This window comes from Azospirillum sp. UENF 312511, assembly GCF_058780635.1.
The window spans coordinates 2,176,093-2,202,524 of the sequence record NZ_JBSNCG010000003.1; the positions used below are offsets into that span (position 1 = coordinate 2,176,093).

Annotated in this window: 21 protein-coding genes, 2 tRNA genes and 1 other RNA gene; 6 read left to right on the plus strand and 18 right to left on the minus strand. The window is 69.0% G+C overall.

Translation table 11 applies throughout. The features are described 5' to 3' along the window. Positions 1–6: 6 nt before the first annotated feature. The 12 genes from mraY to ACWPN7_RS21735 all read right to left on the minus strand — a co-directional run bounded on the left by mraY (position 7) and on the right by ACWPN7_RS21735 (position 13,364). On the minus strand, positions 7–1,092 hold the full coding sequence (gene mraY / locus ACWPN7_RS21680) for a phospho-N-acetylmuramoyl-pentapeptide-transferase (protein ID WP_035675379.1): 1,086 nt from the start codon (positions 1,090–1,092) through the stop codon (positions 7–9). A gap of 10 nt (positions 1,093–1,102) precedes the next feature. Next, positions 1,103–2,599 carry a UDP-N-acetylmuramoylalanyl-D-glutamyl-2,6-diaminopimelate--D-alanyl-D-alanine ligase gene (locus tag ACWPN7_RS21685; protein WP_459195931.1) on the minus strand — a complete coding sequence of 499 codons (1,497 nt, stop codon included), beginning with the start codon at positions 2,597–2,599 and terminating at the stop codon, positions 1,103–1,105. Beyond that, positions 2,596–4,050, minus strand: coding sequence for a UDP-N-acetylmuramoyl-L-alanyl-D-glutamate--2,6-diaminopimelate ligase (locus ACWPN7_RS21690; RefSeq protein WP_456510713.1), 1,455 nt, complete (start codon positions 4,048–4,050; stop codon positions 2,596–2,598). Before ACWPN7_RS21690 ends, ACWPN7_RS21685 begins: the two co-directional genes overlap by 4 nt. Beyond that, positions 4,031–5,836: a peptidoglycan D,D-transpeptidase FtsI family protein gene (locus tag ACWPN7_RS21695; protein WP_038526519.1), complete on the minus strand. Its 1,806-nt coding sequence runs from the start codon at positions 5,834–5,836 to the stop codon at positions 4,031–4,033. Before ACWPN7_RS21695 ends, ACWPN7_RS21690 begins: the two co-directional genes overlap by 20 nt. Next, positions 5,833–6,552, minus strand: a complete 720-nt coding sequence (gene ftsL / locus ACWPN7_RS21700) for a cell division protein FtsL (protein WP_459195930.1) — start codon at positions 6,550–6,552, stop codon at positions 5,833–5,835. Before ftsL ends, ACWPN7_RS21695 begins: the two co-directional genes overlap by 4 nt. After that, positions 6,549–7,547 carry a 16S rRNA (cytosine(1402)-N(4))-methyltransferase RsmH gene (gene rsmH / locus ACWPN7_RS21705; RefSeq protein WP_051657766.1) on the minus strand — a complete coding sequence of 333 codons (999 nt, stop codon included), beginning with the start codon at positions 7,545–7,547 and terminating at the stop codon, positions 6,549–6,551. The genes ftsL and rsmH overlap by 4 nt, the downstream gene beginning before the upstream one ends. After that, a complete protein-coding gene (locus ACWPN7_RS21710; RefSeq protein WP_038526524.1) occupies positions 7,544–8,041 on the minus strand; it encodes a division/cell wall cluster transcriptional repressor MraZ in 498 nt (165 codons plus the stop codon). The genes rsmH and ACWPN7_RS21710 overlap by 4 nt, the downstream gene beginning before the upstream one ends. A gap of 554 nt (positions 8,042–8,595) precedes the next feature. Beyond that, positions 8,596–9,013: RNase P RNA component class A (gene rnpB / locus ACWPN7_RS21715), an RNA gene on the minus strand. Between the two features lie 62 nt (positions 9,014–9,075). Continuing rightward, positions 9,076–9,786: an N-acetylmuramoyl-L-alanine amidase gene (locus ACWPN7_RS21720; protein WP_407823719.1), complete on the minus strand. Its 711-nt coding sequence runs from the start codon at positions 9,784–9,786 to the stop codon at positions 9,076–9,078. Between the two features lie 22 nt (positions 9,787–9,808). After that, positions 9,809–10,687: a DMT family transporter gene (locus tag ACWPN7_RS21725; protein ID WP_038526530.1), complete on the minus strand. Its 879-nt coding sequence runs from the start codon at positions 10,685–10,687 to the stop codon at positions 9,809–9,811. After that, positions 10,684–12,507, minus strand: coding sequence for an ATP-binding cassette domain-containing protein (locus tag ACWPN7_RS21730; protein ID WP_038526532.1), 1,824 nt, complete (start codon positions 12,505–12,507; stop codon positions 10,684–10,686). The genes ACWPN7_RS21725 and ACWPN7_RS21730 overlap by 4 nt, the downstream gene beginning before the upstream one ends. A gap of 119 nt (positions 12,508–12,626) precedes the next feature. Then, the gene (locus tag ACWPN7_RS21735; protein WP_103039211.1) at positions 12,627–13,364 is read right to left on the minus strand and encodes a TerB family tellurite resistance protein; all 738 of its coding nucleotides are present in this window, start codon (positions 13,362–13,364) and stop codon (positions 12,627–12,629) included. Positions 13,365–13,684: 320 nt separating this feature from the next. Between ACWPN7_RS21735 and ACWPN7_RS21740 the strand changes: the two genes are divergently transcribed. From ACWPN7_RS21740 to ACWPN7_RS21750, 3 genes are all read left to right on the plus strand, one after another. Then, positions 13,685–14,239: a GNAT family N-acetyltransferase gene (locus ACWPN7_RS21740; protein ID WP_451992612.1), complete on the plus strand. Its 555-nt coding sequence runs from the start codon at positions 13,685–13,687 to the stop codon at positions 14,237–14,239. Positions 14,240–14,364: 125 nt separating this feature from the next. After that, positions 14,365–17,973 carry a hydantoinase B/oxoprolinase family protein gene (locus ACWPN7_RS21745; protein WP_459195929.1) on the plus strand — a complete coding sequence of 1,203 codons (3,609 nt, stop codon included), beginning with the start codon at positions 14,365–14,367 and terminating at the stop codon, positions 17,971–17,973. A gap of 270 nt (positions 17,974–18,243) precedes the next feature. After that, complete coding sequence (locus ACWPN7_RS21750) at positions 18,244–19,647, plus strand: FAD-linked oxidase C-terminal domain-containing protein (protein ID WP_137103370.1); 1,404 nt, start codon at positions 18,244–18,246, stop codon at positions 19,645–19,647. A gap of 45 nt (positions 19,648–19,692) precedes the next feature. Here the strand turns inward: ACWPN7_RS21750 and ACWPN7_RS21755 are convergent, their stop codons facing one another. Next, on the minus strand, positions 19,693–20,574 hold the full coding sequence (locus ACWPN7_RS21755) for an NAD(P)-dependent oxidoreductase (protein WP_459195928.1): 882 nt from the start codon (positions 20,572–20,574) through the stop codon (positions 19,693–19,695). 381 nt (positions 20,575–20,955) lie between these two features. On the opposite strand from ACWPN7_RS21755, the gene ACWPN7_RS21760 reads away from it, so the two are divergent. Further along, positions 20,956–21,186 (plus strand): SMc00767 family acetate metabolism repressor, encoded by a 231-nt coding sequence (locus ACWPN7_RS21760; protein WP_014241201.1) that lies wholly within the window; start codon positions 20,956–20,958, stop codon positions 21,184–21,186. Between the two features lie 163 nt (positions 21,187–21,349). Then, positions 21,350–21,538: a hypothetical protein gene (locus ACWPN7_RS21765; protein WP_014241200.1), complete on the plus strand. Its 189-nt coding sequence runs from the start codon at positions 21,350–21,352 to the stop codon at positions 21,536–21,538. Positions 21,539–21,550: 12 nt separating this feature from the next. On the opposite strand, the gene ACWPN7_RS21770 is transcribed toward ACWPN7_RS21765, so the two are convergent. Next, the gene (locus ACWPN7_RS21770) at positions 21,551–23,641 is read right to left on the minus strand and encodes an ATP-binding protein (protein WP_459195927.1); all 2,091 of its coding nucleotides are present in this window, start codon (positions 23,639–23,641) and stop codon (positions 21,551–21,553) included. A 318-nt stretch (positions 23,642–23,959) separates the two neighbouring features. On the opposite strand from ACWPN7_RS21770, the gene ACWPN7_RS21775 reads away from it, so the two are divergent. Continuing rightward, positions 23,960–24,349: a carboxymuconolactone decarboxylase family protein gene (locus ACWPN7_RS21775; RefSeq protein WP_038526550.1), complete on the plus strand. Its 390-nt coding sequence runs from the start codon at positions 23,960–23,962 to the stop codon at positions 24,347–24,349. 4 nt (positions 24,350–24,353) lie between these two features. On the opposite strand, the gene ACWPN7_RS21780 is transcribed toward ACWPN7_RS21775, so the two are convergent. The 4 genes from ACWPN7_RS21780 to ACWPN7_RS21795 all read right to left on the minus strand — a co-directional run bounded on the left by ACWPN7_RS21780 (position 24,354) and on the right by ACWPN7_RS21795 (position 26,374). After that, complete coding sequence (locus ACWPN7_RS21780; protein ID WP_038526553.1) at positions 24,354–24,767, minus strand: hypothetical protein; 414 nt, start codon at positions 24,765–24,767, stop codon at positions 24,354–24,356. Positions 24,768–24,888: 121 nt separating this feature from the next. Beyond that, positions 24,889–24,965 (minus strand) — tRNA-Pro (locus ACWPN7_RS21785). A gap of 206 nt (positions 24,966–25,171) precedes the next feature. Continuing rightward, positions 25,172–25,248, minus strand: a tRNA-Pro gene (locus ACWPN7_RS21790). A 109-nt stretch (positions 25,249–25,357) separates the two neighbouring features. Next, positions 25,358–26,374, minus strand: coding sequence for a polyprenyl synthetase family protein (locus tag ACWPN7_RS21795; protein WP_014241195.1), 1,017 nt, complete (start codon positions 26,372–26,374; stop codon positions 25,358–25,360). Positions 26,375–26,432 lie beyond the last annotated feature (58 nt).

Here is a 26,432-nt window from a genome sequence, read left to right on the forward strand (position 1 = left end):
CGACCCTCAGCGGAGCTTCAGCGTGGACAGGCCGACCAGGGCCAGGATGGAGGCGATGATCCAGAAGCGGATGACCACGGTGGACTCCGCCCATCCCTTCTTCTCGAAGTGATGGTGCAGAGGCGCCATGCGGAACACCCGCTTTCCGGTCAGCTTGAACGAGGCGACCTGGACGATCACCGACACGGTCTCCAGCACGAACAGGCCGCCGATGATCGCCAGCACGATCTCGTGCTTGGTGACCACGCTGACGGCTCCCAGCGCGCCGCCGAGGGCCAGCGAGCCGGTGTCGCCCATGAAGACCATGGCGGGGGGCGCGTTGTACCAGAGGAAACCGATCCCCGCACCGACCAGAGCCCCGCAGAAAACGGCAAGCTCACCAGCACCGGGCACATGGTGGATCTGGAGATAGTTGGCGAAGATCGCGTTGCCGGTGAGGTAGGCGATCAGGCCGAAGCAGCCCGCCGCGATCATCGTCGGCACGATGGCGAGGCCGTCCAGCCCGTCGGTCAGGTTCACCGCGTTCGAGGCGCCGACCATGACGAAGGCGCCCACCGGGATGAAGAACCAGGAGAGCTGGATCAGGAAATCCTTCACGAAGGGCACGGCCAGACCGCCCGACAGCGGCGGCGCCGACACATACATGATGGCGGCGGCGGCGGAGACGCCGATGATGATTTCCCAGGTCAGGCGGAAGCGGCCCGACAGGCCCTTGGTGTTGCGCTTGGTCAGCTTCAGGTAGTCATCGCCGAAGCCGATCAGCCCGTAGCCGATCGTCACCAGCAGCACGATCCAGGTGTAGGCGTTGGTCAGGTCGACCCACAGCAGCGTGCTGATCGACACGGCGATCAGGATCATCAGGCCGCCCATGGTGGGCGTGCCCTTCTTCTTCGCATGGCTTTCCGGCCCGTCGGAGCGGATCGGCTGGCCCTCGCCCTGCTTGCGTTTCAGCCACGCGATCAGGCGCGGAAAGAACACGAAGCTGATGACGAGCGCCGTCAGCACCGCGCCTCCCGTCCGGAAGGTCAGATACCGGAACAGGTTGAACGGCGTGAAGACGTCCGCCAGAGGGAAGAGCAGGTTGTAGAGCATCGTGAAGCGGTCAGCCTTTGTGCCCGTGCGCCGCGGTCTGATCCGTGTCAGCCGCGGGCGAGGAGCCGTTGTTGTTCTTTTCGGTTTGTTTGCTGTCTTTGGTGTCCAGGGCGGACAGGGCGTCCACCACCGTCGCCATGCGGCTGCCCAGCGAACCCTTGATCAGCATCACGTCGCCGCCGCGCACCGCACCGGCCAGGAGGGGGGCCAGCTCGGCGCTGGTCTCCGTCCAGGCGCCGCGCATGGCGGCGGGCAGGCGGTCGAACAGGGCGCGCATGTGCGGACCGCAGGCGTAGACCGCGTCCACACGCGCGGCGCGCAGCGGTTCGGCCAGCGCGGCGTGCAGGGCGTCGGCGCGGTCGCCCAGCTCCCGCATGTCGCCCAGCACGGCGAGGCGCCGGCCGCCGGCGCCGGGGTCGATCTTGCCGAGCACCGCGAAGGTCGCGGTCATGGCGGCGGGGCTGGCGTTGTAGCTCTCGTCGATCAGGGTAAAGGCGCCCCGCGCGGTCTGGACGCGCTTGCGCGTGCCGCGGCCCTTGACCGGCGCGATGGTCGACAGCGCGCGGGCCGCTGCGGCGACGTCGGCGCCCAGCGCCTTGACCGCTAGCAGCACGGCGAGGCTGTTCATCACCCAATGCCGGCCGGGCAAGGCCAGGCAGTATTGGACGCGCTCGCCGCGGATGACCGCGGTCACGGCGCTGCAGGTGGCGTGCAGCGAGCAGTCGACCAGACGCGCGTCCGCGTCGGCGTGGGAGCCGAAGCTCCAGATGCGGCTCAGCCCCTGGGTGCGTGCGGCGGCCAGCAGACGGGCGAAATGCGGGTTGTCGCGGTTGAGGACGGCGACCCCGTTGGGGTTCATGCCCTCGAAGATCTCGGCCTTGGCGTCGGCGATCGCCTCGACGGAGTCGAAGAACTCCAGATGCGCCGCCTCGACCGTGGTGATGATCGCGACGTCGGGCATCACCTGCCGCGACAGCGGCCCGAGCTCCCCGGCGTGGTTCATGCCAAGCTCGAACACGCCGAACTCGCTGTCCTCCGGCATGCGGGCCAGCGACAGGGGCACGCCCCAATGGTTGTTCAGGCTGCCTTCGGTGGCGAAGGTGCGGCCCTGCGCCGACAGGACGTGGCGCAGCGCCTCCTTGGTGCTGGTCTTGCCGACCGAGCCGGTGACGCCCACCACCTTGGCCTGGGTGCGCAGCCGCGCGACGTGGCCGAGATCGCCCAGCGCCGCCAGCGTGTCCTGCTCCACCGCCAGAAGGGAGGCGTCGCCCGGCACGCCGGGCGGCACGGTGCTGACCAGCGCCGCGGCGGCGCCGGCCTCCAGCGCCTTCGCCACGAAGTCGTGCCCGTCGAAGTTCGGCCCCTTGATGGCGACGAACAGGTCGCCCGGCGCCACCTTGCGGCTGTCGATGCTGACCCCGGTCGCCGCCCAGGAGCGCGTCGCCTGGCCGCTGGTGGCGGCGGCGGCGTCCTCGGCGGTCCACAGGACGGTCTTGGCCTCGCTCATGCTGCTCCAACCTCTGCCACGGCGGCTCGTGCCTCGGTCGCGTCGTCGAAGGGAAGGACCTCCGTCCCGACGATCTGACCATGCTCATGTCCCTTGCCGGCGATGACCAGGACGTCACCGGGCCGAAGGCTGCGGACGGCGGCGCGGATGGCCTCGCGCCGGTCGCCGATCTCCTCCAGGGCCGGGTGGCCCGCCAGGACCTCCTTGCGGATGGCCGCCGGCACCTCGGTGCGCGGGTTGTCGTCGGTGACGATGGCGCGGTCAGCCAGACGGCCGGCCAGCTCCCCCATCACCGGCCGCTTCCCGCGGTCGCGGTCGCCGCCGCACCCGAACACCGCGATCAGGCGGTTCCGGGCATGCTGCTTCAGCGCCAGCAGCACCGTTTCCAGCGCGTCGGGCGTGTGGGCGAAATCGACATAGACCGCCGCCCCGCAGGGGTGGGTGGCGACGTGCTGCAGGCGCCCCGGCACGCCTTCCAGGCGGGTCAGGGTGGCCAGAGCCTCGTCACGGTCCGCGCCGGAGCCGATCACCAGGCCGAGCGCGCACAGCACGTTCCACGCCTGGAAGCGGCCCGCCAGCGGCAGGTCCACGGTGATGCCGCGGCCCAGGACCGTCAGGTCCAGACGCTGGCCGTGGGCCAGCGGCTCGACCCCGTTCACCCGGATCTCGCGACCGGCCAGACCGTATCCGAAGACGCGGTGACCGCGCTGTGAACAAATCCCGGCAAGCTCGGCAAAGGTGCCGCTGTCGGCGTTCAGGACGGCGGTTCCCCCATCGGGCAACACCCGTCCGAACAGCATCGCCTTGGCCTGGAGATAGGCCTCCATCGTGCCGTGGTAGTCCAGATGGTCACGGGTCAGGTTGGTGAAGCCCGCGGCCTTGAGGACGACGCCGTCGAGACGGAACTGCTCCAGCCCGTGGCTGGACGCCTCCATCGCCAGATGCTCGATCCCCTTATCCTTGACGGCGGCGAGGTCGCGGTGGAGCGACACCGGGTCCGGCGTGGTCATCCCGCCGTAATCGTCCAGCCCCGGCCCGATCAGCCCCAGCGTGCCCAGGCTGGCCGCCTTCAGGCCCATCAGTTCCCACATCTGGCGGGCGAACTGCACGGTGGAGGTCTTGCCGTTGGTTCCCGTCACCGCCACCACGGTGTCCGGCTGCCGCCCGTGGAAGGCGGCGGCGAGGCGCGCGAAGAGGCGGCGCGGCTGCTCGTCCGCAACCAGAGTCGCGGCGCTGCCGGCGGGCAGGGCGGTCCCGATGGGCGCCACCACCGCGACGGCGCCCTTGGCGAGCGCGTCGGCGATGAAGGCGCGCCCGTCCGCCTTCGCACCCGGCAGGGCGGCAAAGACGAAACCGGGCCTGACCGCGCGGCTGTCCGCGGTCAACCCGGTCACTTCGACGGCTGGCACCTCGACGGAGGAGGACGCAGCGTCAGCGCGGCTTGTTGCCAGCAGGTGGGACAGAAGCAACGGTGCTGCCTTTCGGTTGCGCGGGCGGAGGCGGCGGTGCGGGCGGGGTCGTCTGACCGGCGGTGTTGATGTAGGTGGCGTTGATGACGTCGGGGGAAGCCTCGTCCACCGGCTGGACGCCCAGCAGCGGGCCGATCTGCTTCACGATCCGGCCGACCGCGGGAGCGGCGACCCAGCCGCCGGTGGCGAAGCCGTAGGTCTTCTTGGTGCCCTTCGGCTCGTCCACCAGGACATAGACGATGTAGCGGGGATCGTGCATCGGGAAGGCGCCGAGGAACGACGACATGCGGGAGTTCCGGGCGTAGCTCCGGCCCTTCTGCTTCTCCGCCGTGCCGGTCTTGCCGCCGACGACGTAGCCCTTGGCGTTGGCCGACTTCGCCGTGCCGTCGGTGACCACGAAGCGGAACAGGCGGCGCATCATCGCCGAGGTCTTCGGGCTGATGACCTGCTCGCCCGGCACTTCGACCGCGGGGTCGCGCTTCAGCAGGGTCGGCGGGTGCAGCACGCCGCCATTGATGATCGAGGCGGCGGCGTTGACCGTGTGCATCGGGCTGACCGACATGCCGTGGCCGAAGGAGATGGTCATGGTGTTGACCTCCCGCCACGGATTCGGCACCAGCGGCCAGCCGTTCTCCGGCAGCTCCAGCGAGGTCGGGCGGGTCATGCCCAGCTTGGTCATGAAGGACTTCTGATGCTGCACGCCCAGAGACATGGCCATGCGCACCGACCCGAGGTTCGACGATTCCTGGAACACCTCCGCCACCGTCAGGTTGTGGCGGAAGGGGTGGTATTCACGGATCGTGAAACGGCCCACCTTGATGTTGTTGATCGTGTCGAAGGTGTCGGAGACGCGGATCTTGCCCGAATCCAGCGACATCGCCGTGTTGAAGATCTTGAAGGTGGAGCCCATCTCGTACACGCCGAGCGTCGCGCGGTTGAACAGCGTGTCCGGGTCGAGCCCCGTCGGGTTGTGCGGATCGAAATCGGGCAGCGAGACCATCGACATGACTTCGCCGTTGCGGACATCGTAGATGATGCCGGTGGCGCCGATGGCGCTGAACTCGTCGATCGTCGTCTGCAATTCCTTCTTCATGATGTGCTGAAGGCGCAGGTCGATCGACAGCTGCAACGGCTTGGGGTCGGTGGTCAGCCGCTTGTTGAACTGCTGCTCCAGCCCGGCGAGGCCGTTGTTGTCCACGCCGGTGAAGCCGACCAGATGCGAGGTCAGGTTGGAGGCCGGGTAGAAGCGGCGCTCCTCCCGTTCGAAATAGACGCCGGGCAGGCCGAGCCGGAACACCGCCGCCTGCTGCTTGGGCGTCAGGTTGCGCTTGATCCAGACGAACCGCTTGTCGCCGCTGAGCTTGGTCAGCAGGTCCTTGTAGTCCAGCTCCGGAAGGGCGGTGGTCAGCTTGCGCGCCACCTCGTCCGGGCGGCTGATCAGCTTCGGGTCGGCGTAGAGCGACTGCGTGGCGAGCGAGGTCGCCAGCAGGTTGCCGTTGCGGTCCACGATGTCGGCGCGGTTGACCGGCGGGGCGTCGACCTCCGCGGCCATGCGCGGGCGCGGTTCCGCCGCGTGGTTGAACAGCGTCGCGTCCACCAGCTTCACGCCGATGGCGGAGAAGACCACGGCGACCATGGCCGCGGTCACCATCAACCGGTTCCGGCTCTGCTCCAGCGCGACCGACAGCGACGTCCGCGGCTTGGAAGCCGGGGGCGGAACGCTGTAGGCGCCGTGCGCGGGATCGATGCCGGGCGGCGGAACGCTCATCGGTTGGCTCCGAGACGGGCGACGAGAAGACCGATGCTGTCATGCTGGGCCGGCGCGGCCGGCGGCGGCGGGGCGGCCTGGAAGCCGGCCTGCTGCGGCTGCGGACGGGCCGCGGGCGGCGGCGCCAGCGTCCGCGCGGTGACCGGCGGCTTGGTGGCGACCTCCGTCGGCTTGGTCGTCACCACCGGAGCCGGGGCGGACTTGGCGGCGGAGGGCAGGGGCGGGACCTTGGCCGAGGCGGGCACGATGGCCGAGGGCTTGATCGGGGCCGGTTTGATCGGCGAGGCCGAGGCCGGGATCACCACGCCACCCTGAATGATGGCGCCGCCGCCCACGACGCTGTCCCCGGTGGAGGCCGTCGCCACGTTCGGCGCCTTGCCCGGCGTCTGGTTGCGGACCATCGGCGGCAGCGGAGCTTCCTCCGGCGCGACGGTGGGGGAGGGGCGCATCGGGACGATGTTCATCGCCACGAACTGGCGTGCCTCGGTCGGCTGCAGCGCCAGATGCTCGCGCGACAGATTCTCAAGACGGGTCGGGTCGTTGAGGAAGCTCCACTCGGCCTTGAGGACCTGGATGGCCTCCTGCTCCACCATGATCTTGCGGTTGAGCGAGCCCAGCTTTTCCTCCAGCTCCTGAACCTCGTAGCTGGTCTCGAACAGAACGAAGCCGGCGGCGGCGATCAGGCCACCCCAGAAAAGTGCGGATTTGTATTTCATGCCGCCTCCTTGCCGGGCGCCGGATAGGCCGGCGCCGCCGTGCGTTCAGCCGCGCGCAGCCGGGCAGAGCGCGCGCGTGGGTTGCTGTGGGCTTCCTGATCCGTCGGCACGATGGGCTTGCGCGACAGGAGCCGGAAGGATGGGGAACGCGCGTCCGCCGCAAGGCTCGGCGCGTGTCGGGACGGGGAGGGCGGGGGCGAGGAGCGTTCCTTCAGGAACGTCTTCACTTCCCGGTCCTCCAGCGAATGGAAGGAGACGACGGCGAGGCGGCCGCCGGGCTTCAGCAGCGATTCGGCGGCGGCGAGGCCGCGGCGCAGCTCGCCCAGCTCATCGTTCACATGGATGCGCAGCGCCTGGAAGGTGCGGGTCGCCGGGTCGATGGCGTCGCCCTTCCCCTTCGGCACCACCGACCGTACCACGTCGGCCAGCTGCTTGGTGCGCGCGAACGGGGTGTCCAGACGCGCGGCGATGATGGCGCGGGCCACGCGGCGGGCCATGCGCTCCTCGCCGTAATGGAAGATGATGTCGGCCAGCTCGTCCTGGGTGGCGGTGTTCACCACGTCGGCGGCGGTCGGCCCATCGCGTCCCATCCGCATGTCGAGCGGACCGTCGAATCGGAAGGAGAAGCCGCGCTCCGGCTCGTCGATCTGCGGGGAGGAGACGCCGATGTCCAGCGCCACGCCGTCCACCGATTCGACGCCGTGCTCGGCGAGCAGCCGGTCCATGTCGCCGAATCGGCCTTCGACGATCTCCAGTCGGCCCGGGTAGGCGAGGGCGAGCTGGCGGCCGCGTTCGATGGCTTCGGGATCGCGGTCGATTCCCCAGACCCGGCAGTCGGCCCGGTCGAGAATCGCGCGGGAATAGCCGCCGGCGCCGAAGGTGCCGTCCACATAGACGCCGCCGTCGCGCGGGGAGAGAGCGTCCACGACCTCGTTCAGCAGGACGGAGATGTGGGGGGAGGCCGGAGCGGAGGAGATGGAGGCGGGGGTGATCATGCGCCCTCCCCTCCCCGGCCGGCGGCGGCGCGGGACGCCTTGGCGACGATCTGGCTCAGCGAAATGTCCTTGCGCACGACCTGGTCGCGCAGCGTTTGTTCATGGGCCTTCAGGGCGCCGGGCTCCCAGATCTGGAAGGTCTTGCGGCGGCCGATGAAGGCGGCTTCCTCGTCGATTCCGGCGAATTCGGCGAGTTCCTTGGGCAGGACGATCCGGCCTTCGGTGTCCAGCGAGACGGGGATCAGCTTGCCGAAGATGAAGGTCTCGATCATGTCGCGCTCGTCCGAATCCAGATCGGGGGATTCCAAGCTTTCGGAAAGCACGTCGAGGTAATCCTGGTCGGCGCCTTCCAGCGCCTGATGATTCAGCGAAGGCCAGAGATAGACGGTGCCGGGAGCCGACGTCTTGGCAAGCGACTGCCGGAACTGCGCCGGGATGGAGCAGCGGCCTTTCCTGTCAACTTTGTTGACGTATGTGGACAGGAAAATGGCCATCGGCCTGACGAACGCCCCCCTTATCCCGTTGCCGGTCTTCGCCGTCGCGAAGCCCTATCCGCTCTTGCCGCTGAACGCGCCCGGTTTGGCTACCTTGGTTGGGTAGTTCCCCCTCCGAACTGGGCTTTCATGGGATAGCATGGGACAGTTTGGGCGTCAACGCCCCCTCCAGTATTCATATGGTGCTGTCAAGACTTTTGGGGCGATGTGTTGCCAGCGTGCAAATAGGTGAACCGAATCGGCGAGAATCGGCAATATACCAGCGCGCTAATGAGCGATTACGCGGCGTTGCCCCACAGAGTTCGCAGGATGTTCCGTGAGTCCCGCGAATGGTTCCCACCATGTGGCTTTCCATAAAGGCGAATCGCACCCTACGAATGGTATAGCCAGCTGGGGTAACCTGCCGTGGTGAGGCATGGGACGGCATGGGAATTTGCCCCACAGTTATCCACCGGCTGTGGATGAAGCTGGGGACATCTGTGGACAAGGGGGCGCCATCCCGGTCCCGCGCCGCGGAAAAGGGGTGGTCCGGTGATCCGGAGGTGGTGGGGATAAACGCCAGATGGCCTGTAAGCCGGGTTTTGTCCTCAGGTTACCCTGATGGATGGCCATTCATCTGGGACGCCGGTTGCCCGGCGCCTCACGCAACCAACCCGGGCGGCGGCGCGGAAACGCGCTTGGCCCCAAACCATCCCAACCGATCAAGGATCAGGGGAGATGGCGGGCCGTGCCGCCCCTATTCGGTCTTGCTCCCGGTGGGGTTTACCGTGCCGCCCCTGTTGCCAGGCGCGCGGTGCGCTCTTACCGCACCCTTTCACCCTTACCGCCGGCACGAGGCCGGTGGCGGTTTGCTCTCTGTGGCACTTTCCCTAGGGTCGCCCCCGCCGGCCGTTAGCCGGCACCGTGTTTCCGTGGAGCCCGGACTTTCCTCCCCCGATCCAAAAGGTCAAAGGCGGCCATCCGGCCATCTGGCGCGGCACTGTGTACAGAGTCGCCGTTCGATTCGCAACGGTGTTCGGGGGCGATTCGGATTCTCAGCGCCCGGTCATCCGCAGCAGCGCGCGCAGGCGGCGCAGCGTTTCCGGATCGGGCTCCCCGGTCAGGCGTTCGGGGTGGAAATGGCGCTGGAAGGACAGCAGGACCCGCGATTCGGCGGTGTCGTACCCATAGCGTCCCAGAAGCGCCGCCACATCCTCCGCGGATTCCGCCGAGTCGACCGGCGAGTTGTCCACCGCGGTGGGCTGGGGCCACAGCCCGATTCCGCGCGCGGCCAGCCCCGGCCAGTCGAACAGCTCGCCGGGGTCCTCCTTGCGGGCCGGGGCGATGTCGCTGTGGCCGAGCACATCGGCGGGCGCGATCCCATGACGGCCCATGATGTCCAGGCAGAGATCGGCCACGGCGGCCATCTGCACAGCGGGGAAGGGGCGGTAGCCGAACTCGTGCCCCGGATTGACGATCTCGATTCCGATGGAGCGGCTGTTGACGTCGGCCCGCCCCCGCCAGGAGGACAGGCCGGCGTGCCAGGCGCGCCGGTCCTCCGGCACATGGGCGTAGACGGTGCCGTCCTCGTCCACCGTGTAGTGGGCGCTGACCTGGGCGGCGGGCTCGCACAGCCGGCTCAGCGCCGACTCGGCGGTGGGCATCCCCGTGTAATGGAGGATCAGCAGCTCCACCCCCACCCCCTCGGGCCGCGGCCCGTGGTTGGGGGAGGGGCGGTCGATGCATCCGGTGCCCGTGCGCGTCATGGTGTCCTCAGGTCGGGCTTCCTCAGGTCGGATTCGTCACCTTCTCCGCCAGCGTCGTCGGGCGCCGCTTCACGATGACGGCCATGCCGCCCACGGTCAACAGCCCGCCCAGGACCAGACGGAGCGTGAAGGGATCGTCCATCAGCAGAACGCCCGCCAGCACGCCGAAGACCGGCACGGTCAGCAGGAAGGGCATGGTCTGGTTGACCGAGTATTTGCGCAGCAGCGGGTACCACATCCCATAGGCGCCGATCGTCACGCCCACCGCCATGTAGGCGATGGCGCCCCAGCCCCACAGGGTGGCGTCTGTGAGCGCGGCCATCTGCCCCTCCTCGAACAGGAAGGAGAGCAGGAGCAGCTGCGGGGCGGCGAACAGCGCCATCCAGCCGTTCAGCGCGAAGCCGTCCACCCCGACGATCAGCTTCATCTGGATGCTGGCGACGGCGAAGGCGAAGCTGGCGCCCAGGATCATGAACAGCGACAGCAGCGATCCGGACAGCCGCGGCTCCCCCGCGATGACCATGACGCCGGCGAAGGCGGCGGCCATCCCGGCGGCGCGGCGCCAGCCCAGCTTGTCCTTGAAGACCAGCGCGGCCAGCAGGGAGGAGAAGGGCACCTGCGCCTGCGCGGCCAGCGAGGCGGTGGCCGCGTCGATGCCGTTCAACCCAGTGAACATCAGCGGGAAATGCACGGTCCCCAGCGTCACCGACAGGATCGCGATGGGCCGCACCGCGCTCCACGGAATCCGCTTGAAGGGCAGGATCAGTGCCGCCACCGCGACGAAGCGCAGCGCCATGATGAACAGCGGCGGGAACTCGGCCAGCCCCCATTTCGCGACAACGAAGTTCAGGCCCCAGGTCGCCATGACCAGGAGCGCCAGCAGCGAGTCGCGCAGACTCATCCGCGGCCGCCTTCCAGCTCCTCGCGCAGGGCCTCCAACTCCAGCCAGCGCTCCTCGGCGCCGGCCAGCTCGTTTTGTTTCGCCTGCAACTGATCGGACGTCTTCTGGAACTTGGCGGCGTCGCGGGCGAACAGGTCGGGATCGGCCAGCGCCGCTTCGAGCTTCGCCACCTCGGCGGTCAGCTTGTCCATGCGGGCGGGCAGGTCGTCCAGCTCCCGCTGGTCCTTGTAGCTGAGCTTGCCCTTCGGCTTGGCGGCCGCCGGGGCGGCGGGCTTCGCCTTGGCCGGGGCGGCGGCCTTCTCCTTGGGCGGCGGGCGCTGCACCAGATAGTCGGAATAGCCGCCGGGATACTCGGCGATCACGCCGTCCCCCTCCACTGCGATGGTGCTGGTGACCAGCCGGTCGAGGAAGTCGCGGTCGTGGCTGACCAGCAGCAGCGTGCCCTGGTAGTCGCCGAGCACGTCCTCCAGCAGGTCGAGCGTGTCCATGTCGAGGTCGTTGGTCGGCTCGTCGAGGATCATCATGTTGCTCGGCCGCGCGAACAGGCGGGCGAGCAGCAGCCGGTTGCGCTCACCGCCGGACAGCGCCTTGACCGGGCTGTCGAGCTGGCGCGTGTCGAACAGGAAGTCGCGCATGTAGCCGGCGACGTGGCGCGGCTGGCCGTTGACCATCACGCTGTCGCCGCCGAAGGGGCAGAGCACCTTGCGGATGGTGTCCTCGGGGTCCAGCCCGTCGCGCCGCTGGTCGAAATAGGCGGTTTCCATGTTGGTGCCCAGCCGGACCGTGCCGCTGTCGGGCTCCATCTGGCCGGTCAGCATCTTCAGCAGGGTGGTCTTGCCGGCGCCGTTCGGCCCGATCAGCCCGACCCGGTCGCCGCGCAGGATGCGGGTGGAGAAGTCGTTGACGATGGTCTTGCGGCCGTCCGCCGTGTCGAACCCCTTCGAGATGCGCTCGGCCTCGATGACCAAGCGCCCGCCGCGCTCGGCCTCGGCGACGGCGAGCTTGGCCTGCTGGCCGCCCTTGATGCGCTCGGCGCGGTCGGTGCGGAGCTGGAGCAGGGCGCGCACGCGGCCCATGTTGCGGGTGCGCCGGGCGGAGATGCCCTCGCGCAGCCACTTCATCTCGCCTTCGATCTTGCGGTCGAGCTTCTGGGCGGCGATCTCCTCCGATTCGAACACCTCGGCCTGCCAGGTCTCGAACTCGGCGAAGCCGCGGTCGGTGGCGCGCACCGTGCCGCGGTCCAGCCACAGCGTCCGCTTGGCCAGCCGGTTCAGGAAGCTGCGGTCGTGCGAGATCAGCAGCAGACCGCCGCGGTAGGCCAGCAGCTCCTCCTCCAGCCACTCGATGGTGGGGAGGTCGAGGTGGTTGGTCGGCTCGTCGAGCAGCATGACGTCGGGGGCGCCGACCAGCGTGCGGGCCAGCGCCGTGCGCCGCGCCTCGCCGCCCGACAGCGTGTTGGGGTCGAGATGGCCGGGCACCTGGAGCCGGTCCAGAACGGCGTCCACCCGGTGCGTCTCGTCCCGCTCGTCGGCGGGCAGGCCGGCGGCGACGTAGTCGTGGACGGTGGCGCAGCCGGTGAAGTCCGGTTCCTGCGGCAGATAGGCGATGCGGGCGCCCGGCTGGGTGAAGACGGTGCCGCCGTCCGGCTGGATCATGCCGGCCAGCACCTTCATCAGCGTCGATTTGCCGGACCCGTTCCGCCCGACCAGACAGGCCTTGTCGCCCCGTCCGATGGACAGGTCGATGGTTTCGAACAGCGGACGGCCACCGAAGGTGACGGACACGCCCTGGAGCGCGGTGATCGGAGCGGGAGGAGCCATGACCCAACGGTAAGGTGTGCGGAGGTGTGCTTATATAGCGTGCGGTCCGCAGGCTCGCGACACCCGATTGCGCCGGGGCGGGGATGCGTCGGGAGGGAAGGACGGCGCGACGCCTGGCTTTAGCCGCGCGCGCGCTCCTTCTCGATCCGGTCGAAAGCGGCGTTGATGGCGGCGACCTTCTGCGTCGCCAGATCAACGAACTCCTGCGGCATGCCCTGGGCAATCAGCACGTCCGGGTGATGCTCGCGCACGAGGCGGCGGTGGGCGGCCTTGATCGCCTCGTCGCTGGCGCGGCGGGAGACGCCGAGCACGCCGTAGGGATCGGTCTCGTTCGGCGTGCCGGCGATGTGGTGGCCGGCGACGATGCGCTCGAACTCCTCGTCGGTGAAGCCGAAGATGTGGGCGACGGTGCGCAGATACTCGACTTCCGTCTCGTGCAGCTCGTCATCGGCCTCGGCGATGGCCAGCAGGCTGTCGAGCAGTTCCTCCAGAACGGCGCGGCGGTCGTCGAACAGGCCGGCGATCTGCTGGGCGTATTCCTCGAAGCCGTGGGTGTCCTTACGGGCGAGGTCGAAGACGTGGCCCACCGTGTCCAGCTCCTCCGGCGGGACGCGGAACAGGCGCTTGAAGGTGTCCACCTCCACCCGCTTCACCACGCCGTCGGCGCGGGCCATCTTCGCCGACAGGGCGATCACGCCGATGGTGAAGGCGATGGACTTGGTGGCGTCCGCCGGGCCACACAGGCCGCGGATGCCGCGCCCCACCGCGTAACCGGCGGCCAAACCGATCAGGCCCCCGATCGGGCCGCCGATGGTGAAACCGGCCGCCCCGCCCAGGACGCTGCCCCAGATGCTCATTTTTATCCGCCTTTCGCCCGCGGGAGCAGCATACCGGCAGTCCGGCGCCGCGCCAACCGGCCCATACTTTTTCGTTGTTTCCCAGAATCTTCGTGCGCCGCGTCCTTTTCATCCGTTGGAGGTACGGGATTTTCCCGCGGTGCGGAATGTTGCTGCGCCGCAACAGAGCTTTGCCGTCATCGTCAGGGGTCTTGCCCTTCGGCCGCTCCTTCGTCATGTTGCGCCGCAACAAAAGAGGGCGGCCGGTCCAGGCCGCCGACGGGGAAGCGGACGACGCGAAGCGGTGCGATGTCCCAAATCACCAGCGCCACGAGTCCCCCATGTCCGCCATCCGCAAGCTTCTCCCCGCCGAGCGCGGTCCGTACCGCGCGCATCTGCTGCGGCTGGACAAGGCGGACCGCTACGCCCGCTTCACCGGCACCGTCTCCGACGAGGTCATCGCCCAGCATTGCGAGTCGCTCGACTGGACGCGGACCACGCTGGTCGGCTTGTTCGACCGCGGCGAGCTGCGCGGCGCGGTGGAGCTGTGCTTCGACCGGCAGCTGTGGCCCGGCGCGGCGGAGCTGGCGATCAGCGTCGAGAAGGGGTTTCAGGGGCGGGGCGTCGGCTCCGCCCTGGTCCGCCGCTCGCTGTCCATCGCCGCCAACCGGGGCATCCGGCAGGTCCACCTGATGTGCCTGTCCGACAACACCCGCATGCGCGCCCTGTCGCGCCGCTTCGGCGGACAGATGGAGCGCGACGGCGGGGAGTTCGCCATCACCATCGACCTGCCGCGTCCCTCGCAATTCTCGCTGGCGCTGGAGGCGTTCGAGGACGGAGCAGGGGCGGTGAACGCCGTGCTGGACGGGTTGCCCGCGCTGCTCAAGGCGGCCTGACCGGACGGGCAGGAGACGGGGGGCGCATCCCACCCTTTCGTGCACCCCGTCTTGACCCGCGGCGGCGTATCGTCACACTCCCGTCAAGACATCAGGCGTCGAGACAAGACATCAGGGAGTTGGGTATGGCGTCCCAAGCGCAGGGTCGGTGGCAGTTCTGGATCGACCGCGGCGGCACCTTCACCGACATCGTGGCCAAACGCCCGGACGGGTCGGTGGTCACGCACAAGCTGCTGTCGGAGAATCCGGAACGCTACCGCGACGCCGCCATCCAGGGCATCCGCGACCTGCTGGGCCTCGCCTCCGGCCAGCCGATCCCGGCGGAGGCGGTCGAGGCGGTGAAGATGGGCACCACCGTCGCCACCAACGCGCTTCTGGAGCGCAAGGGCGAGCGCACGCTGCTGCTGATCACCGAGGGGCTGGGCGACCAGCTCCGCATCGGCTACCAGGCGCGCCCGAAGATCTTCGCCCGCCACATCGTGCTGCCCGAGCTGCTCTACGAGCGGGTGGCCGAGGTGCCGGAGCGGGTCAAGGCCGACGGCACGGTGCTGAAGGCCGTGGACCTGCGCGCCGTGCGGGTCCAGCTGGAGCAGGCCTACCAGGACGGCTTCCGCGCCGCCGCGGTGGTGCTGATGCACGGCTACCGCTTCCCGGACCACGAGAAGCAGGTGGCGGCGCTGGCCCGTTCCATCGGCTTCACCCAGGTGTCGGTCAGCCATCAGGTCAGCCCGCTGATGAAGATCGTCGGGCGCGGCGACACCACCGTTGTCGACGCCTACCTGTCGCCGATCCTGCGGCGCTATGTGGAGCAGGTGGCCGGGGACCTCTCCGGCGTGCGGCTGATGTTCATGCAATCGAACGGCGGGCTCACCGACGCGCGCTGGTTCCAGGGCAAGGATGCGATCCTGTCCGGCCCGGCGGGCGGCATCGTCGGGGCGGTGCGCACCGCGCGCATGGCCGGCTTCGACCGGGTCATCGGCTTCGACATGGGCGGCACCTCCACCGACGTGTCGCACTACGCCGGGGAGTATGAGCGCGCCTTCGACACGGTGGTGGCCGGGGTGCGGATGCGCGCCCCGATGATGCACATCCACACCGTGGCGGCGGGCGGCGGTTCGGTCTGCTTCTTCGACGGGGCGCGCTTCCGCGTCGGGCCGGAGAGCGCCGGGGCCAACCCCGGCCCGGCCTGCTACCGCCGCGGCGGGCCGCTGACCGTGACCGACTGCAACGTCATGGTCGGCAAGCTGCACCCCGACTTCTTCCCCCACGTCTTCGGGCCGGAGGCCGACCAGCCGCTCGACGCGACCATCGTGCGCGAGAGGTTCGCCGAACTGGCCGAGGAGGTGAACGAGGCGCTGGGCACCGAGATGACCCCGCATCAGGTGGCCGAGGGCTTCCTGAAGATCGCCGTGGACAACATGGCGAACGCCATCAAGAAGATCTCGGTCCAGCGCGGCTACGACGTCACCCAATACACGCTGAACGGCTTCGGCGGGGCGGCGGGGCAGCATGTCTGTCTGGTCGCCGACGCGCTGGGCATGCGGAAGGTCTTCCTCCACCCGCACGCCGGCGTGCTGTCCGCCTACGGCATCGGCCTCGCCGACACGGTGGCGATCCGCGAGCGCGCGGTGGAGGCCCGCCTCGACGACGCCCTGGTGGACGAGCTGACCGCCACGCTCGCCGCGCTGGAGGCCGAGGGGCGGATGGAGCTGGCCCGCCAGGGCGTGCCGGAGGACCGTCTCGCCGTTCTGCGCAAGGCGCACATCAAGGTGGAGGGCTCCGACAGCCCGCTGGTCGTCGATTTCGGGCCGCTCGACGCCATGGCCGCGGCCTTCGAGGCGGCGCACCGCCAGCGCTACGGCTTCATGATGGAGGGCAAGGCCTTGGTGGTCGAGGCCGTGTCGGTGGAGGCGGTGGGCCGCACCGAGAGCGCCGACGACCAGGACCTGCCCAGCGTCACCGGCGCCCTGCCGCGCCGCCTCGCCACCGTCACCCTGCACACCGGCGGCGCCGACCGCGAGGCCCCGGTCTACGACCGTGACCAGCTCCAGCCCGGCAACCGTGTGACCGGCCCCGCCGTCATCAAGGAGAAGATCGCCACCACGGTGGTCGAGCCCGGCTGGATCGCCGAGGTGACGCGCAAGAACCACCTCGTGCTGACCCGCTTCGAGGAGCTGCCGCAGCGCCTCGCCATCGGCACCAAGGCCGATCCGGTGATGCTGGAGGTCTTCAACAACCTCTTCATGTCCATCGCCGAGCAGATGGGCTTCACGCTGGAGAAGACCGCCTATTCCGTGAACATCAAGGAGCGTCTGGACTTCTCCTGCGCCCTGTTCGACGCCGACGGCGGGCTGATCGCCAACGCCCCGCACATGCCGGTGCATCTCGGCTCCATGGGCGAGAGCGTGCGCGCCATCGTCGAGCGGCGCCACGGCGCGATGAACCCCGGCGACGTCTACATGCTGAACGACCCCTATCATGGGGGCACGCATCTGCCGGACATCACCGTCATCACCCCGGTCTTCGACGAGGCCGGCGAGCGCGTGCTGTTCTACGTCGCCTCGCGCGGGCACCACGCCGACGTCGGTGGGATCACCCCCGGCTCGATGCCGCCGGACAGCACGACCATCGACCAGGAGGGCGTCCTCCTCGACAACATCCAGCTGGTCGAGCGCGGCCGCTTCCTGGAGGAGGAGGTCGTCGCCCTCTTCACCGCCGGGCCGCAGCCGGCGCGCAACGTGGCGCAGAACCTGGGCGACCTGAAGGCCCAGATCGCCGCCAACGAGCAGGGCGCGCGGGAGCTTCGCCGCATCGTCGCCCAGTTCGGGCTGGAGACGGTCAACGCCTACATGAAGCTGGTCCAGGACAACGCCGAGGAACAGGTCCGCCGCGTCATCGACGTGCTGACCGACGGCGAGTTCGTGCAGGAGCTGGACAACGGCGCGGTCATCAAGGTCCGCATCACCATCGACAAGGACGAGCGGTCGGCGCGGGTGGACTTCACCGGCACCAGCCCGCAGCTCACCAGCAACTTCAACGCCCCGACGGCGGTGTGCCGGGCGGCGGTGCTCTACGTCTTCCGCACACTGGTCGACGACGAGATCCCGATGAACGAGGGCTGCCTGAAGCCCATCGAGATCGTCATCCCGCCGGGCACCATGCTGTCGCCCAGCTACCCCGCCGCGGTGGTGGCCGGCAACGTGGAGACCAGCCAGTGCGTCACCGACGCGCTGTACGGCGCGCTCGGCGTGCTGGCCTCGGCCCAGGGGACCATGAACAACACGACTTTCGGCAACGAGCGCTACCAGTATTACGAGACGGTCTGCGGCGGCTCCGGCGCCGGTCCCGGCTTCGACGGGACGGACGCGGTGCACACCCACATGACCAACTCGCGTCTGACCGACCCGGAGGTGCTGGAGTGGCGCTTCCCGGTGCTGCTGGACAGCTTCCGCATACGCCGCGAATCGGGCGGGGCGGGGCGCTGGCGTGGTGGCGACGGGGTGGTGCGGCGTCTGAGGTTCCTGGAGCCGATGACCGCCGCCATCCTGTCCAACCACCGCCGCGTGCCCCCCTTCGGTCTGAAGGGCGGTGCCCCCGGCCAGATCGGGCGCACCTGGGTCCAGCGCACCGACGGCTCGGTGGAGGAACTCGGCCCCCAGGACAAGACCGCCATGGGGGAGGGCGACGTGCTGGTCGTCGAAACCCCGGGCGGCGGCGGCTACGAGGAAGTGTGACGGCGCCAATCCCCTCTCCCCTCCGGGGAGAGGGTTAGGGTGAGGGGGTTGCGCGTGGCGATACGTCCGGCAAAAGCGCAACCCCCTCACCCTCCCCGCGCCTGCGGCGCGGGTCCCCTCCCTCTCCCCGGAGGGGCGAGGGGCTTCCAAAAGCGCAAGCCCCCCACCCATGCGCGCGAGTCGCTTGTCTGCGCGGGCGGCGGGGCTTAGCTTCTCCGGTCCTACCACCGCACGGCTTCGTGCCAAAAGGACCCCCGGGGAGATTCGTCCATGACCGCCGTACCCGCCGCCCAGCCTCGCGTCGCCTTCACCGACGAGATGAAGGCCGAGTTCAAGGCCCTGCTTGGGGACCGCTTCACCACCGCCGCTGCGGTGCGCGAGCATCACGGCAAGGACGAGTCCTACCACCCCAACTTTCCGCCCGACGGCGTCGCCTTCGCCACCTCCACCGAGGAGGTCAGCGCCATCGTCAAGCTCTGCGCCAAGCACAAGCTGCCGATCATTCCCTTCGGGACCGGCACCTCGCTGGAGGGTGGCGTTGCCGCGCTGGCCGGCGGCGTCTGCATCGACGTGTCGAACATGAAGGAGGTCCTGCGCGTCAGCCCGGAGGACCTCGACGTCACCGTCCAGGCCGGCGTGACCCGCAAGCAGCTCAACGAGCATCTGCGCGACACCGGCCTGTTCTTCCCCATCGACCCCGGCGCCGACGCCTCGCTCGGCGGCATGGCCTCCACCCGCGCCAGCGGCACCAACGCCGTGCGCTACGGCACCATGCGCGAGAACGTGCTGGGGCTGACGGTGGTTCTGGCCGACGGCCGGATCATCAAGACCGGCGGGCGCGCCCGCAAGTCGGCCGCCGGCTATGACCTGACCCGCCTGTTCGTCGGGGCGGAAGGCACGCTCGGCATCATCACCGAGGTGACGCTGCGCCTCTACGGCATTCCGGAGGCGATCTCGTCGGCGGTCTGCCCGTTCAACGACATCCGCGGCGCCGTGGACACCGTGATCCAGACCATCCAGTCGGGCATCCCGGTCGCCCGCATCGAGCTGCTGGACGAGGTCCAGATGGACGCGGTGAACAAGTATTCCAAGCTGGACTACAAGGTCGCCCCGACCTTGTTCTTCGAGTTCCACGGCACCGCCGCCGGGGTGAAGGAGCAGGCGGAGATGGTCTCGGCCATCGCTGCGGAGTTTGGCGGCAGCGAATTCACCTGGGCGACCCGTCCGGAGGACCGCTCCAAGCTCTGGCAGGCCCGCCACGACGGCTATTACGCGGCGCTGGCGCTGCGCCCCGGTTCCAAGGGCTGGCCGACCGACGTCTGCGTGCCGATCTCGCGGCTGGCCGACTGCATCCTGGAGACCAAGAAGGACATCGCCGAATCCTCGATGCTGGCCCCGCTGGTCGGCCATGTCGGCGACGGCAACTTCCACCTCGTCTACGTCATCGACCCCGACAAGCCGGAGGAGATGGCCGAGGCCAAGCGCCTGAACGACCGCATGGTCGACCGGGCGCTCGCCATGGGCGGCACCTGCACCGGCGAGCACGGCATCGGCTACGGCAAGATGGAGTTCCTGGAGAAGGAGGCCGGCGATGCCTTCGCCGTGATGGGCGAGCTGAAGCGCGCCTTCGACCCGGAGAACCGGATGAACCCCGGCAAGGTCGTCCGCATCTGAGGACAAAAAAAGGGGAGCGCCGCGGCGCTCCCCATCTCCTTTCCCTCAGCGCGTCAGCCGCGTCATCAGGCTGGAGGTGTCCAGCCGATTGCCGCCCATCCCCTGGACCTCGGCGTAGAACTGGTCGACCAGGGCGGTGACGGGCAGGGTGGCGCCGTTGTTGCGCGCCTCGTCCAGCACGATGCCCAGGTCCTTGCGCATCCAGTCCACGGCGAAGCCGAAGTCGAACTTGCCGTCCAGCATCGTCTTGGCGCGGTTGTCCATCTGCCAGGACTGCGCCGCCCCCTTTCCGATCACGTCCACGACCTTGTGCCCGTCCAGACCCGCCTTCTGCGCGAAGGCCATGCCCTCGGCCAACCCCTGCAGCAGCCCGGCGATGCAGATTTGGTTGACCATCTTGGTCAGCTGACCGGCTCCCGCCGGCCCCATGTGGGTGACGGAGCGGCCGTAGCAGGCCATCAGCGGCTGGACGCGGGCGAAGGCGTCGGCGTCGCCGCCCACCATCACCGTGAGCACCCCGTTCTCCGCCCCGGCCTGCCCGCCGGACACCGGCGCGTCGAGGAAGAACAGGCCGCGCGCGCGGGCCAGTTCGGCCATCTCGCGCGAGACGGTGGCGGAGACGGTGGAATGGTCGGCGACGATGGTGCCGGGCTTCATGGCGCCCATCGCCTCGCCGGCCACCGCCCGCACGTCGTCGTCACCGCCGACGCAGAGGAATACCACCTCGGCGTCGCGGGCGGCCTCGGCCGGGGTGGCGGCGCTGGCGCCGCCGAAGCGGGCGGTCCAGGCCTCGGCCTTGGCGGCGGTGCGGTTGAAGACGGTCACCCGGTGGCCGCCCCGGACGGCCAGATGGCCGGCCATGGGAAAGCCCATCGTCCCAAGCCCCAGAAAGGCGATGGAGCGGGAAGCGGTCGCGGTGTCGGCCATGGTCCTGTCTTTCTTCGTTGTATCGGCTGCGGATTGCTTTTGTCGGCGATCGCCTTTTGTCGGCGTCTGCCCTTGGACCGCAAAGCTAGGCCGGGAGCGCTCCCCGATCAAACGCCGTCCGTCGAACGCAGCGCGATTGAAGCGCGGCGGGGTCCTTCCCCCATCCGGCATCCCTGGGGAGCGGCACTCTGCCGCGGGAGGCATGACTCTTTCGAACGAGGTTGTCTTGCCGCGCCCTTGCTACCGGCGCGTGATGTGTTAAGACGTTGAATGCCGGGTTTGCAGCGCAGCACCCGGCCATGCCGGCGCAACGGCGCCGGTGAACCAGGGCAGAGCCGGGGCCGCAAGACCCGGGCCGGAGAACAAGGGAAGGATAGCCGCATGACGAATCAGTCGGGTTTCCAGGATGCGCCGCCGGACGAGCGTTCGAACCTCACGGACGAGCAGGAAAGCGCCATCCGCGTCCTCGCCAACAGCCTGCACCGCCTGAACGACGCCGTCGTCAAGGCCGTGGAAGCCGGCGTGACGGTCGAGCTGATGCGCACGGCCCGCTATCACAACGCGACGGGCAACTGGGGCGACCAGCTCACCCCGATGATCCGCACCAAGTAAGCGGCTCGTCCCATCCGACCGGAAGGCCTCCCGTCCGAAAGGACAGGGAGGCCTTTTCCTTTTCGGCATGCCCTATCCTGCCTGATCGATGTTCCTGCCGCGCGGCGGAACCGCGGCGCCCTTCACCGGTTCCTTCCTTTTGGCCCCCAGCAAGGAAACGGTCATGAAGGACGCTCAGAACCACACCCCGCAGCGTCAGGGGCAGCGTCAGGGCATGAACGACCGCGAAGCGTTCTGGCGCATGCACTGCCTGTCGGAACCGACCTTCACCGACCTCACCCACGGCATCTTCCTGGGGCTGATCTGGTCGGCGGTGCTGTGGGCGCCGATGTTCATCAGCGTTCTGCTCTGACCCTTCCAGCCGTCAGGCGGTCTTCGCGGTGCGGAGCAGGGCGCGGACGCGGGCGGCGAGCTGGTCCGGGGTGAAGGGCTTGGGCAGGACGGCGGCATCGGCCTTGAGCCCGCTCAGCGATTCGGGGCTGTAGCCGGAAATCAGCAGGACCCGGATGCCGGGCCAGCGCTCCTGGACCCGCCGCGCCAGATCGATTCCCGACACGCCGTAGGGCATCACCACGTCGGTCACGATCACGTCGAAGGCCGCGTCCTGCTCCAGGATCTCCAGCGCGGCGGCGCCGTGGTCGGCGGTCTCCACCTCGAAGCCCTCCTGGGTCAGCCCCTCCACGGTGGCCATCAGGACCAGCGCGTTGTCCTCGACCACCAGCAGGCGGACCGGGCCGCTCGGCGCCGACTCCGCCGCGTCCGGCACGGCTTCCGGCTCCGGCGCCCGGCCGGACACCGGCAAGGAAACGCGGACGACCGTGCCGCGGCGCGGCGCGCTGGAAATGGTCGCGTTGCCGCCCGACTGCCGGGCGAAGCCGTAGACCATCGACAGGCCCAGGCCCGTCCCCTTGCCGTGCGGCTTGGTGGTGAAGAAGGGCTCGAAGGCGCGGGCGGCGACCTCCGGGGGCATGCCGCCGCCGGTGTCGGTGATCTCCAGAACGGCCAGCGGGCCGTCGGGCGTTTCCTCCTGCCGGACGGCGATGCGGATGCGCCCGCCCGACGGCATCGCGTCGCGGGCGTTCACCACGAGGTTCAGCACCGCCAGTTCCAGCTGGACCGGGTCCACCTCCACCCGCAGCGGGGCGTTGGATAACACCCAGTCCAGCGCGATGTCGGCGCGGATGGAGCGTTCCAGCAGATCGGCCATGGCGCGCAGGGCATCCCCCAGATCGATCACCTTGGGGTCCACCGCCTCCTGGCGCGAGAAGGCCAGCAATTGCCCGGTCAGCGTCCGGGCGCGCTCCAGCGCGGTGCGGGTGCCGTCCAGATAGCGCGTGCCTTCCGCCGGCAGGTGCCGTTCCATCAGATGCAGGTTGGTCAGGGCGGCGGTCAGCAGGTTGTTGAAGTCGTGGGCGACGCCACCCGTCAACTGGCCCAGCGCCTCCAACTTCTGCGACTGGCGCAGCGTGTTCTCCAAGGACTCGCGGACACGGGCCTCCTCGGTCCAGCGGCGGACCGCCCGCATCTCGCTCTGCGCGCGGCGCAGCGCCAGCAGGGTGATGCCGACCAGAGCCAGCATCGCCGGCACGGCGAAGCTGGCGTACAGAAGGATGTTGCGCGCCCAGCTGGCCCGGATCTCGGAGATCGGGATGCCGTAGGTGACGTAGATCGGGTAGGGGGTGACGTGCATGAAGCCGTTGAGCCTCGGCATGCCGTCCATGCGGCCCCGAGAGCGGAACACGCCCTCGGTCCGCCCGGTCGCCATGGCGCCGAGCAGAATGCTGTCCGCGGCGTGGCGGGCCTGCCGGTCGCCCATCGAGGGGAAGCGGACCAGGACCGAGCCGTCTTGGCGGACGAGGGAGATCGACTCCTTCGGATCGGAAACGACGAGCTGGTAGAAATCCACCAGATAATCGGTCAGCACCGCGGTCAGCAGGACGCCGTTGAACGGCCCCTCCGGTCCACCCGCGGCGGTGCGGCGGCGCGTGACGTTGAACTGCCGCTTGCCCGAGCCGCGCCCCGTGATCGCCTCGCTGACGAAGATGCCGGCGTCCGCGGCCGCCTGCGTGCGGAAATACTCGCGGTCGCCGACGTTGATCGACGAGGTGGGGAACAGGCGGTTGTCGTTGCGCACAGCGCCGTTGGGATCGATCAGCCCGACGACGCCGATTTGCGGAAGCTCTTCGATCAAGGTGCGCAGATAGCCGTGCAGATCGTCGGAACGGCCGATCTCGTCCCAGCTCATGCCGGCGCTGCGCTCGTCCAGCCGGTCGAGAACCTGTTCGACCGTGTCGAAGACCTTCTGCATGTGCTCGTGCAGGATCAGCACGGTCTTGCGGATGTTGCGCTCCGCCTCGGCTTCGGCCTCGTGATAGTCGTGCCAGGCGATGGCCGTGAACAGCAGGGCGGGGACCAGGATGGCGGCCACCAGCAGGATGCGCAGAAGACGCACCATTCCCGCCGATTCGGTTGCCAGGGCATCGAGGTAGCGAAGAGGCATGGGCTGCGGAGCTGCGGAGCTGTGTGGCGACGGGGGGAGGGCGATCGCGGGCGGCGGTGGGGCGGGACACCATGCGCGGGCCAGCGCGGTCAGGAAGCTATGCCGGTCCGGGACAACCGGGGCAACCTGAACTTTCCGGCATCCCTATGACTTTCAGCGTGGTTGGGGGTAGGGCCTAAGCCATTCCCCGTGGCCCCGCCGTGCGGAAGCGGCGAGAATGCGGCGAAGCCGGTGCCCCCACCGATGCCAACGCTGCCGAGGAGACCATCCACCATGCCCCTGAAGCCCATCGAGCACGCCGACGCCGCTCCCGAGGTGCGCGCCGTCTACGACGACATCAAGGCGGCCCGCAACGTGCCGGACGTCAACAATTTCTGGAAGATGGCCGCCCATCACCCGCCCACGCTGAAGCGCACCTGGGAGAGCCTGAGGGAGGTGATGGCTCCCGGCGCGCTGGACCCGCTGGTCAAGGAGATGATCTTCGTCGCGGTCAGCGTGACCAACGGCTGCGACTATTGCATCCGCTCGCACGAGGCGGCGGCGCGGCGCGCCGGCATGACCGACGCCCAGTTCGGCGAGCTGATGGCCGTCATCGGCATGGCCAACGAGACCAACCGCCTCGCCAAGGGCTATCAGGTGGAGATCGACGAGGCGCTGAAGTAGCGCGTCACGCGATGTCGTCGAGGGCGTCCTCCAGCGACGGGTAGATGCCCTCGGCCAGCGAGCCGTCCACCCGCACCGGCCGGGGCAGGACCGCCACGGCGTCCAGCGCGCCGCGCAGCGTCAGGCCGGTGACCTCGACGAAGCCGCCGCGGTTGCCGTAGCGCCCGGCGGTCCATTCCGCCCGGTCGGGGTCGCCGGACAACCGTCCGTTGCAAGTGATCATCTCGTGGGTGTCGTCGCCGCCGCGCCGGTTCCAGGCCATGCCGCCGCCCAGGCCGCTGCCGATGTCGCGGGGACGGAAGCCGTGGGGCTGGAGCAGGTCACGCACCGCGCGGGACACCACCACGGCCTTGGGGTCGATTTCGGTCCCCACCGGGCCGCCCGCCGCCTGGGGTTCCTGTCCGATCGCCTGTTCCATGGGTCCGCTCCCCGTCTTGTGTCGCTTACCAGGGACAACAGGCGGGAGCGCGGCCTGTGCCGCGGCGGCGGAGCGGAAACGCGAAAGGGCCGATGCGTTGCTGCATCGGCCCTTTTCGTGTTGGTCGGAGAGAGAGGATTCGAACCTCCGGCCCCTGCCTCCCGAAAGCAGTGCTCTACCAGGCTGAGCTACTCTCCGGTCCAGTCGGTGCCGCCGTTGCCAGCGTCGCCGTGGAGCGGGTGTATAGACCCATTGCCCGCGGGCTGCAATGGGAATAAGCGGCATTTGCGGAATGTTTTTTTTGCCGGGCGGCGAAAGCCGGTGCGCAGGCCGCTGCAACGGCTGGTTGGCCGGGCCGGAAACGCGAAAGGGCCGATGCGTTGCCGCATCGGCCCTTTTCGTATTGGTCGGAGAGAGAGGATTCGAACCTCCGGCCCCTGCCTCCCGAAAGCAGTGCTCTACCAGGCTGAGCTACTCTCCGGTCCGTCGGTGGCGCCGTCGCCAGCGTCACCGTGGGCCGCGTATATAGCCGCTCGATCCGGGGGCTGCAACGTGAAAATCACCCCCGGCGGCGAAAAAGTTCCCGAAGCTTAGAAATCGCGCTCGATCACGAAATCCAGCACCTCCAGCAGGGCGGCCTTCACCGGCGTGTCCGGGAACAGGCCCAGCGCGTCGCGCGCGATGGAGCCGTAGTGGCGTGCGCGCTCCACGGTGTCCTTCAGCGCGTTGTGCTTGGCCATCAGCTCCTGGGCGCGCTCCAGGTCGCCCTCCTGCTGGTCCAGCTCCTCCATGGTGCGGCGCCAGAAGGCCCGCTCCTCGTCGTTGCCGCGGCGGAAGGCCAGCACGACGGGGAGGGTGATCTTGCCCTCGCGGAAGTCGTCGCCGACCGTCTTGCCCAGCTTCGCCTGCTTGGCCGAATAGTCCAGCACGTCGTCGACGAGCTGGAAGGCGATGCCCAGGTTCATGCCGTAGTCGTAGAGGGCCAGCTCCTCCGCCTGCGGGCGGGCGGCCACCACGGCGCCGACGCGGCAGGCGGCGGCGAACAGCTCCGCCGTCTTGGCCTTGATGACCTCCAGATAGGCCTGCTCGCTGGTCTCGGTGTCGTTGGTGGTGCGCAGTTGCAGCACCTCGCCCTCGGCGATCACCGCGGACGCCTTGGAGAGGATGCGCAGCACGTCCAGCGACCCGACCTCCACCATCAGCTCGAAGCTGCGGGAGAACAGGAAGTCGCCGACCAGCACGCTGGCCTTGTTGCCGAACACCGCGTTGGCCGAGGCGAGGCCGCGGCGCAGGTCGCTCTCGTCCACGACGTCGTCGTGCAGCAGGGTGGCGGTGTGGATGAACTCCACCACCGCGGCCAGCATCTTGTGATCCTCGCCCTTGTAGCCGCACAACTCGGCGGCGGCGAGGGTGAGGACGGGGCGCAGGCGCTTGCCGCCGGCGGCGATGAGATAGCCGGCAAGCTGCGGGATCATATCGACGGATGAGTGCATCCGCTGGACGATGATCTCGTTCACCGCGCTCAGGTCATCGGCCACCAGGGCGGTCAGATCGTCGAGCGGGGTGGACTTCCGCCGTTTCGGCTCGAGGTTGGTCACGACCGCCAAGGTCGACTCCAATGATGATTGACGTGACGAATTCCGGCAGGGAGCATAACGGCATAGC

Bases quoted from the DNA above. Each gene is read 5' to 3' on its own strand.
- mraY (WP_035675379.1), bottom strand. From the start codon at position 1,092: ATGCTCTACAACCTGCTCTTCCCTCTGGCGGACGTCTTCACGCCGTTC.
- ACWPN7_RS21685 (WP_459195931.1), bottom strand. From the start codon at position 2,599: ATGAGCGAGGCCAAGACCGTCCTGTGGACCGCCGAGGACGCCGCCGCC.
- ACWPN7_RS21695 (WP_038526519.1), bottom strand. From the start codon at position 5,836: ATGAGCGTTCCGCCGCCCGGCATCGATCCCGCGCACGGCGCCTACAGC.
- ftsL (WP_459195930.1), bottom strand. From the start codon at position 6,552: ATGAAATACAAATCCGCACTTTTCTGGGGTGGCCTGATCGCCGCCGCC.
- rsmH (WP_051657766.1), bottom strand. From the start codon at position 7,547: ATGATCACCCCCGCCTCCATCTCCTCCGCTCCGGCCTCCCCCCACATC.
- ACWPN7_RS21710 (WP_038526524.1), bottom strand. From the start codon at position 8,041: ATGGCCATTTTCCTGTCCACATACGTCAACAAAGTTGACAGGAAAGGC.
- ACWPN7_RS21720 (WP_407823719.1), bottom strand. From the start codon at position 9,786: ATGACGCGCACGGGCACCGGATGCATCGACCGCCCCTCCCCCAACCAC.
- ACWPN7_RS21725 (WP_038526530.1), bottom strand. From the start codon at position 10,687: ATGAGTCTGCGCGACTCGCTGCTGGCGCTCCTGGTCATGGCGACCTGG.
- ACWPN7_RS21730 (WP_038526532.1), bottom strand. From the start codon at position 12,507: ATGGCTCCTCCCGCTCCGATCACCGCGCTCCAGGGCGTGTCCGTCACC.
- ACWPN7_RS21735 (WP_103039211.1), bottom strand. From the start codon at position 13,364: ATGAGCATCTGGGGCAGCGTCCTGGGCGGGGCGGCCGGTTTCACCATC.
- ACWPN7_RS21740 (WP_451992612.1), top strand. From the start codon at position 13,685: ATGTCCGCCATCCGCAAGCTTCTCCCCGCCGAGCGCGGTCCGTACCGC.
- ACWPN7_RS21745 (WP_459195929.1), top strand. From the start codon at position 14,365: ATGGCGTCCCAAGCGCAGGGTCGGTGGCAGTTCTGGATCGACCGCGGC.
- ACWPN7_RS21750 (WP_137103370.1), top strand. From the start codon at position 18,244: ATGACCGCCGTACCCGCCGCCCAGCCTCGCGTCGCCTTCACCGACGAG.
- ACWPN7_RS21755 (WP_459195928.1), bottom strand. From the start codon at position 20,574: ATGGCCGACACCGCGACCGCTTCCCGCTCCATCGCCTTTCTGGGGCTT.
- ACWPN7_RS21760 (WP_014241201.1), top strand. From the start codon at position 20,956: ATGACGAATCAGTCGGGTTTCCAGGATGCGCCGCCGGACGAGCGTTCG.
- ACWPN7_RS21765 (WP_014241200.1), top strand. From the start codon at position 21,350: ATGAAGGACGCTCAGAACCACACCCCGCAGCGTCAGGGGCAGCGTCAG.
- ACWPN7_RS21770 (WP_459195927.1), bottom strand. From the start codon at position 23,641: ATGGTGCGTCTTCTGCGCATCCTGCTGGTGGCCGCCATCCTGGTCCCC.
- ACWPN7_RS21775 (WP_038526550.1), top strand. From the start codon at position 23,960: ATGCCCCTGAAGCCCATCGAGCACGCCGACGCCGCTCCCGAGGTGCGC.
- ACWPN7_RS21780 (WP_038526553.1), bottom strand. From the start codon at position 24,767: ATGGAACAGGCGATCGGACAGGAACCCCAGGCGGCGGGCGGCCCGGTG.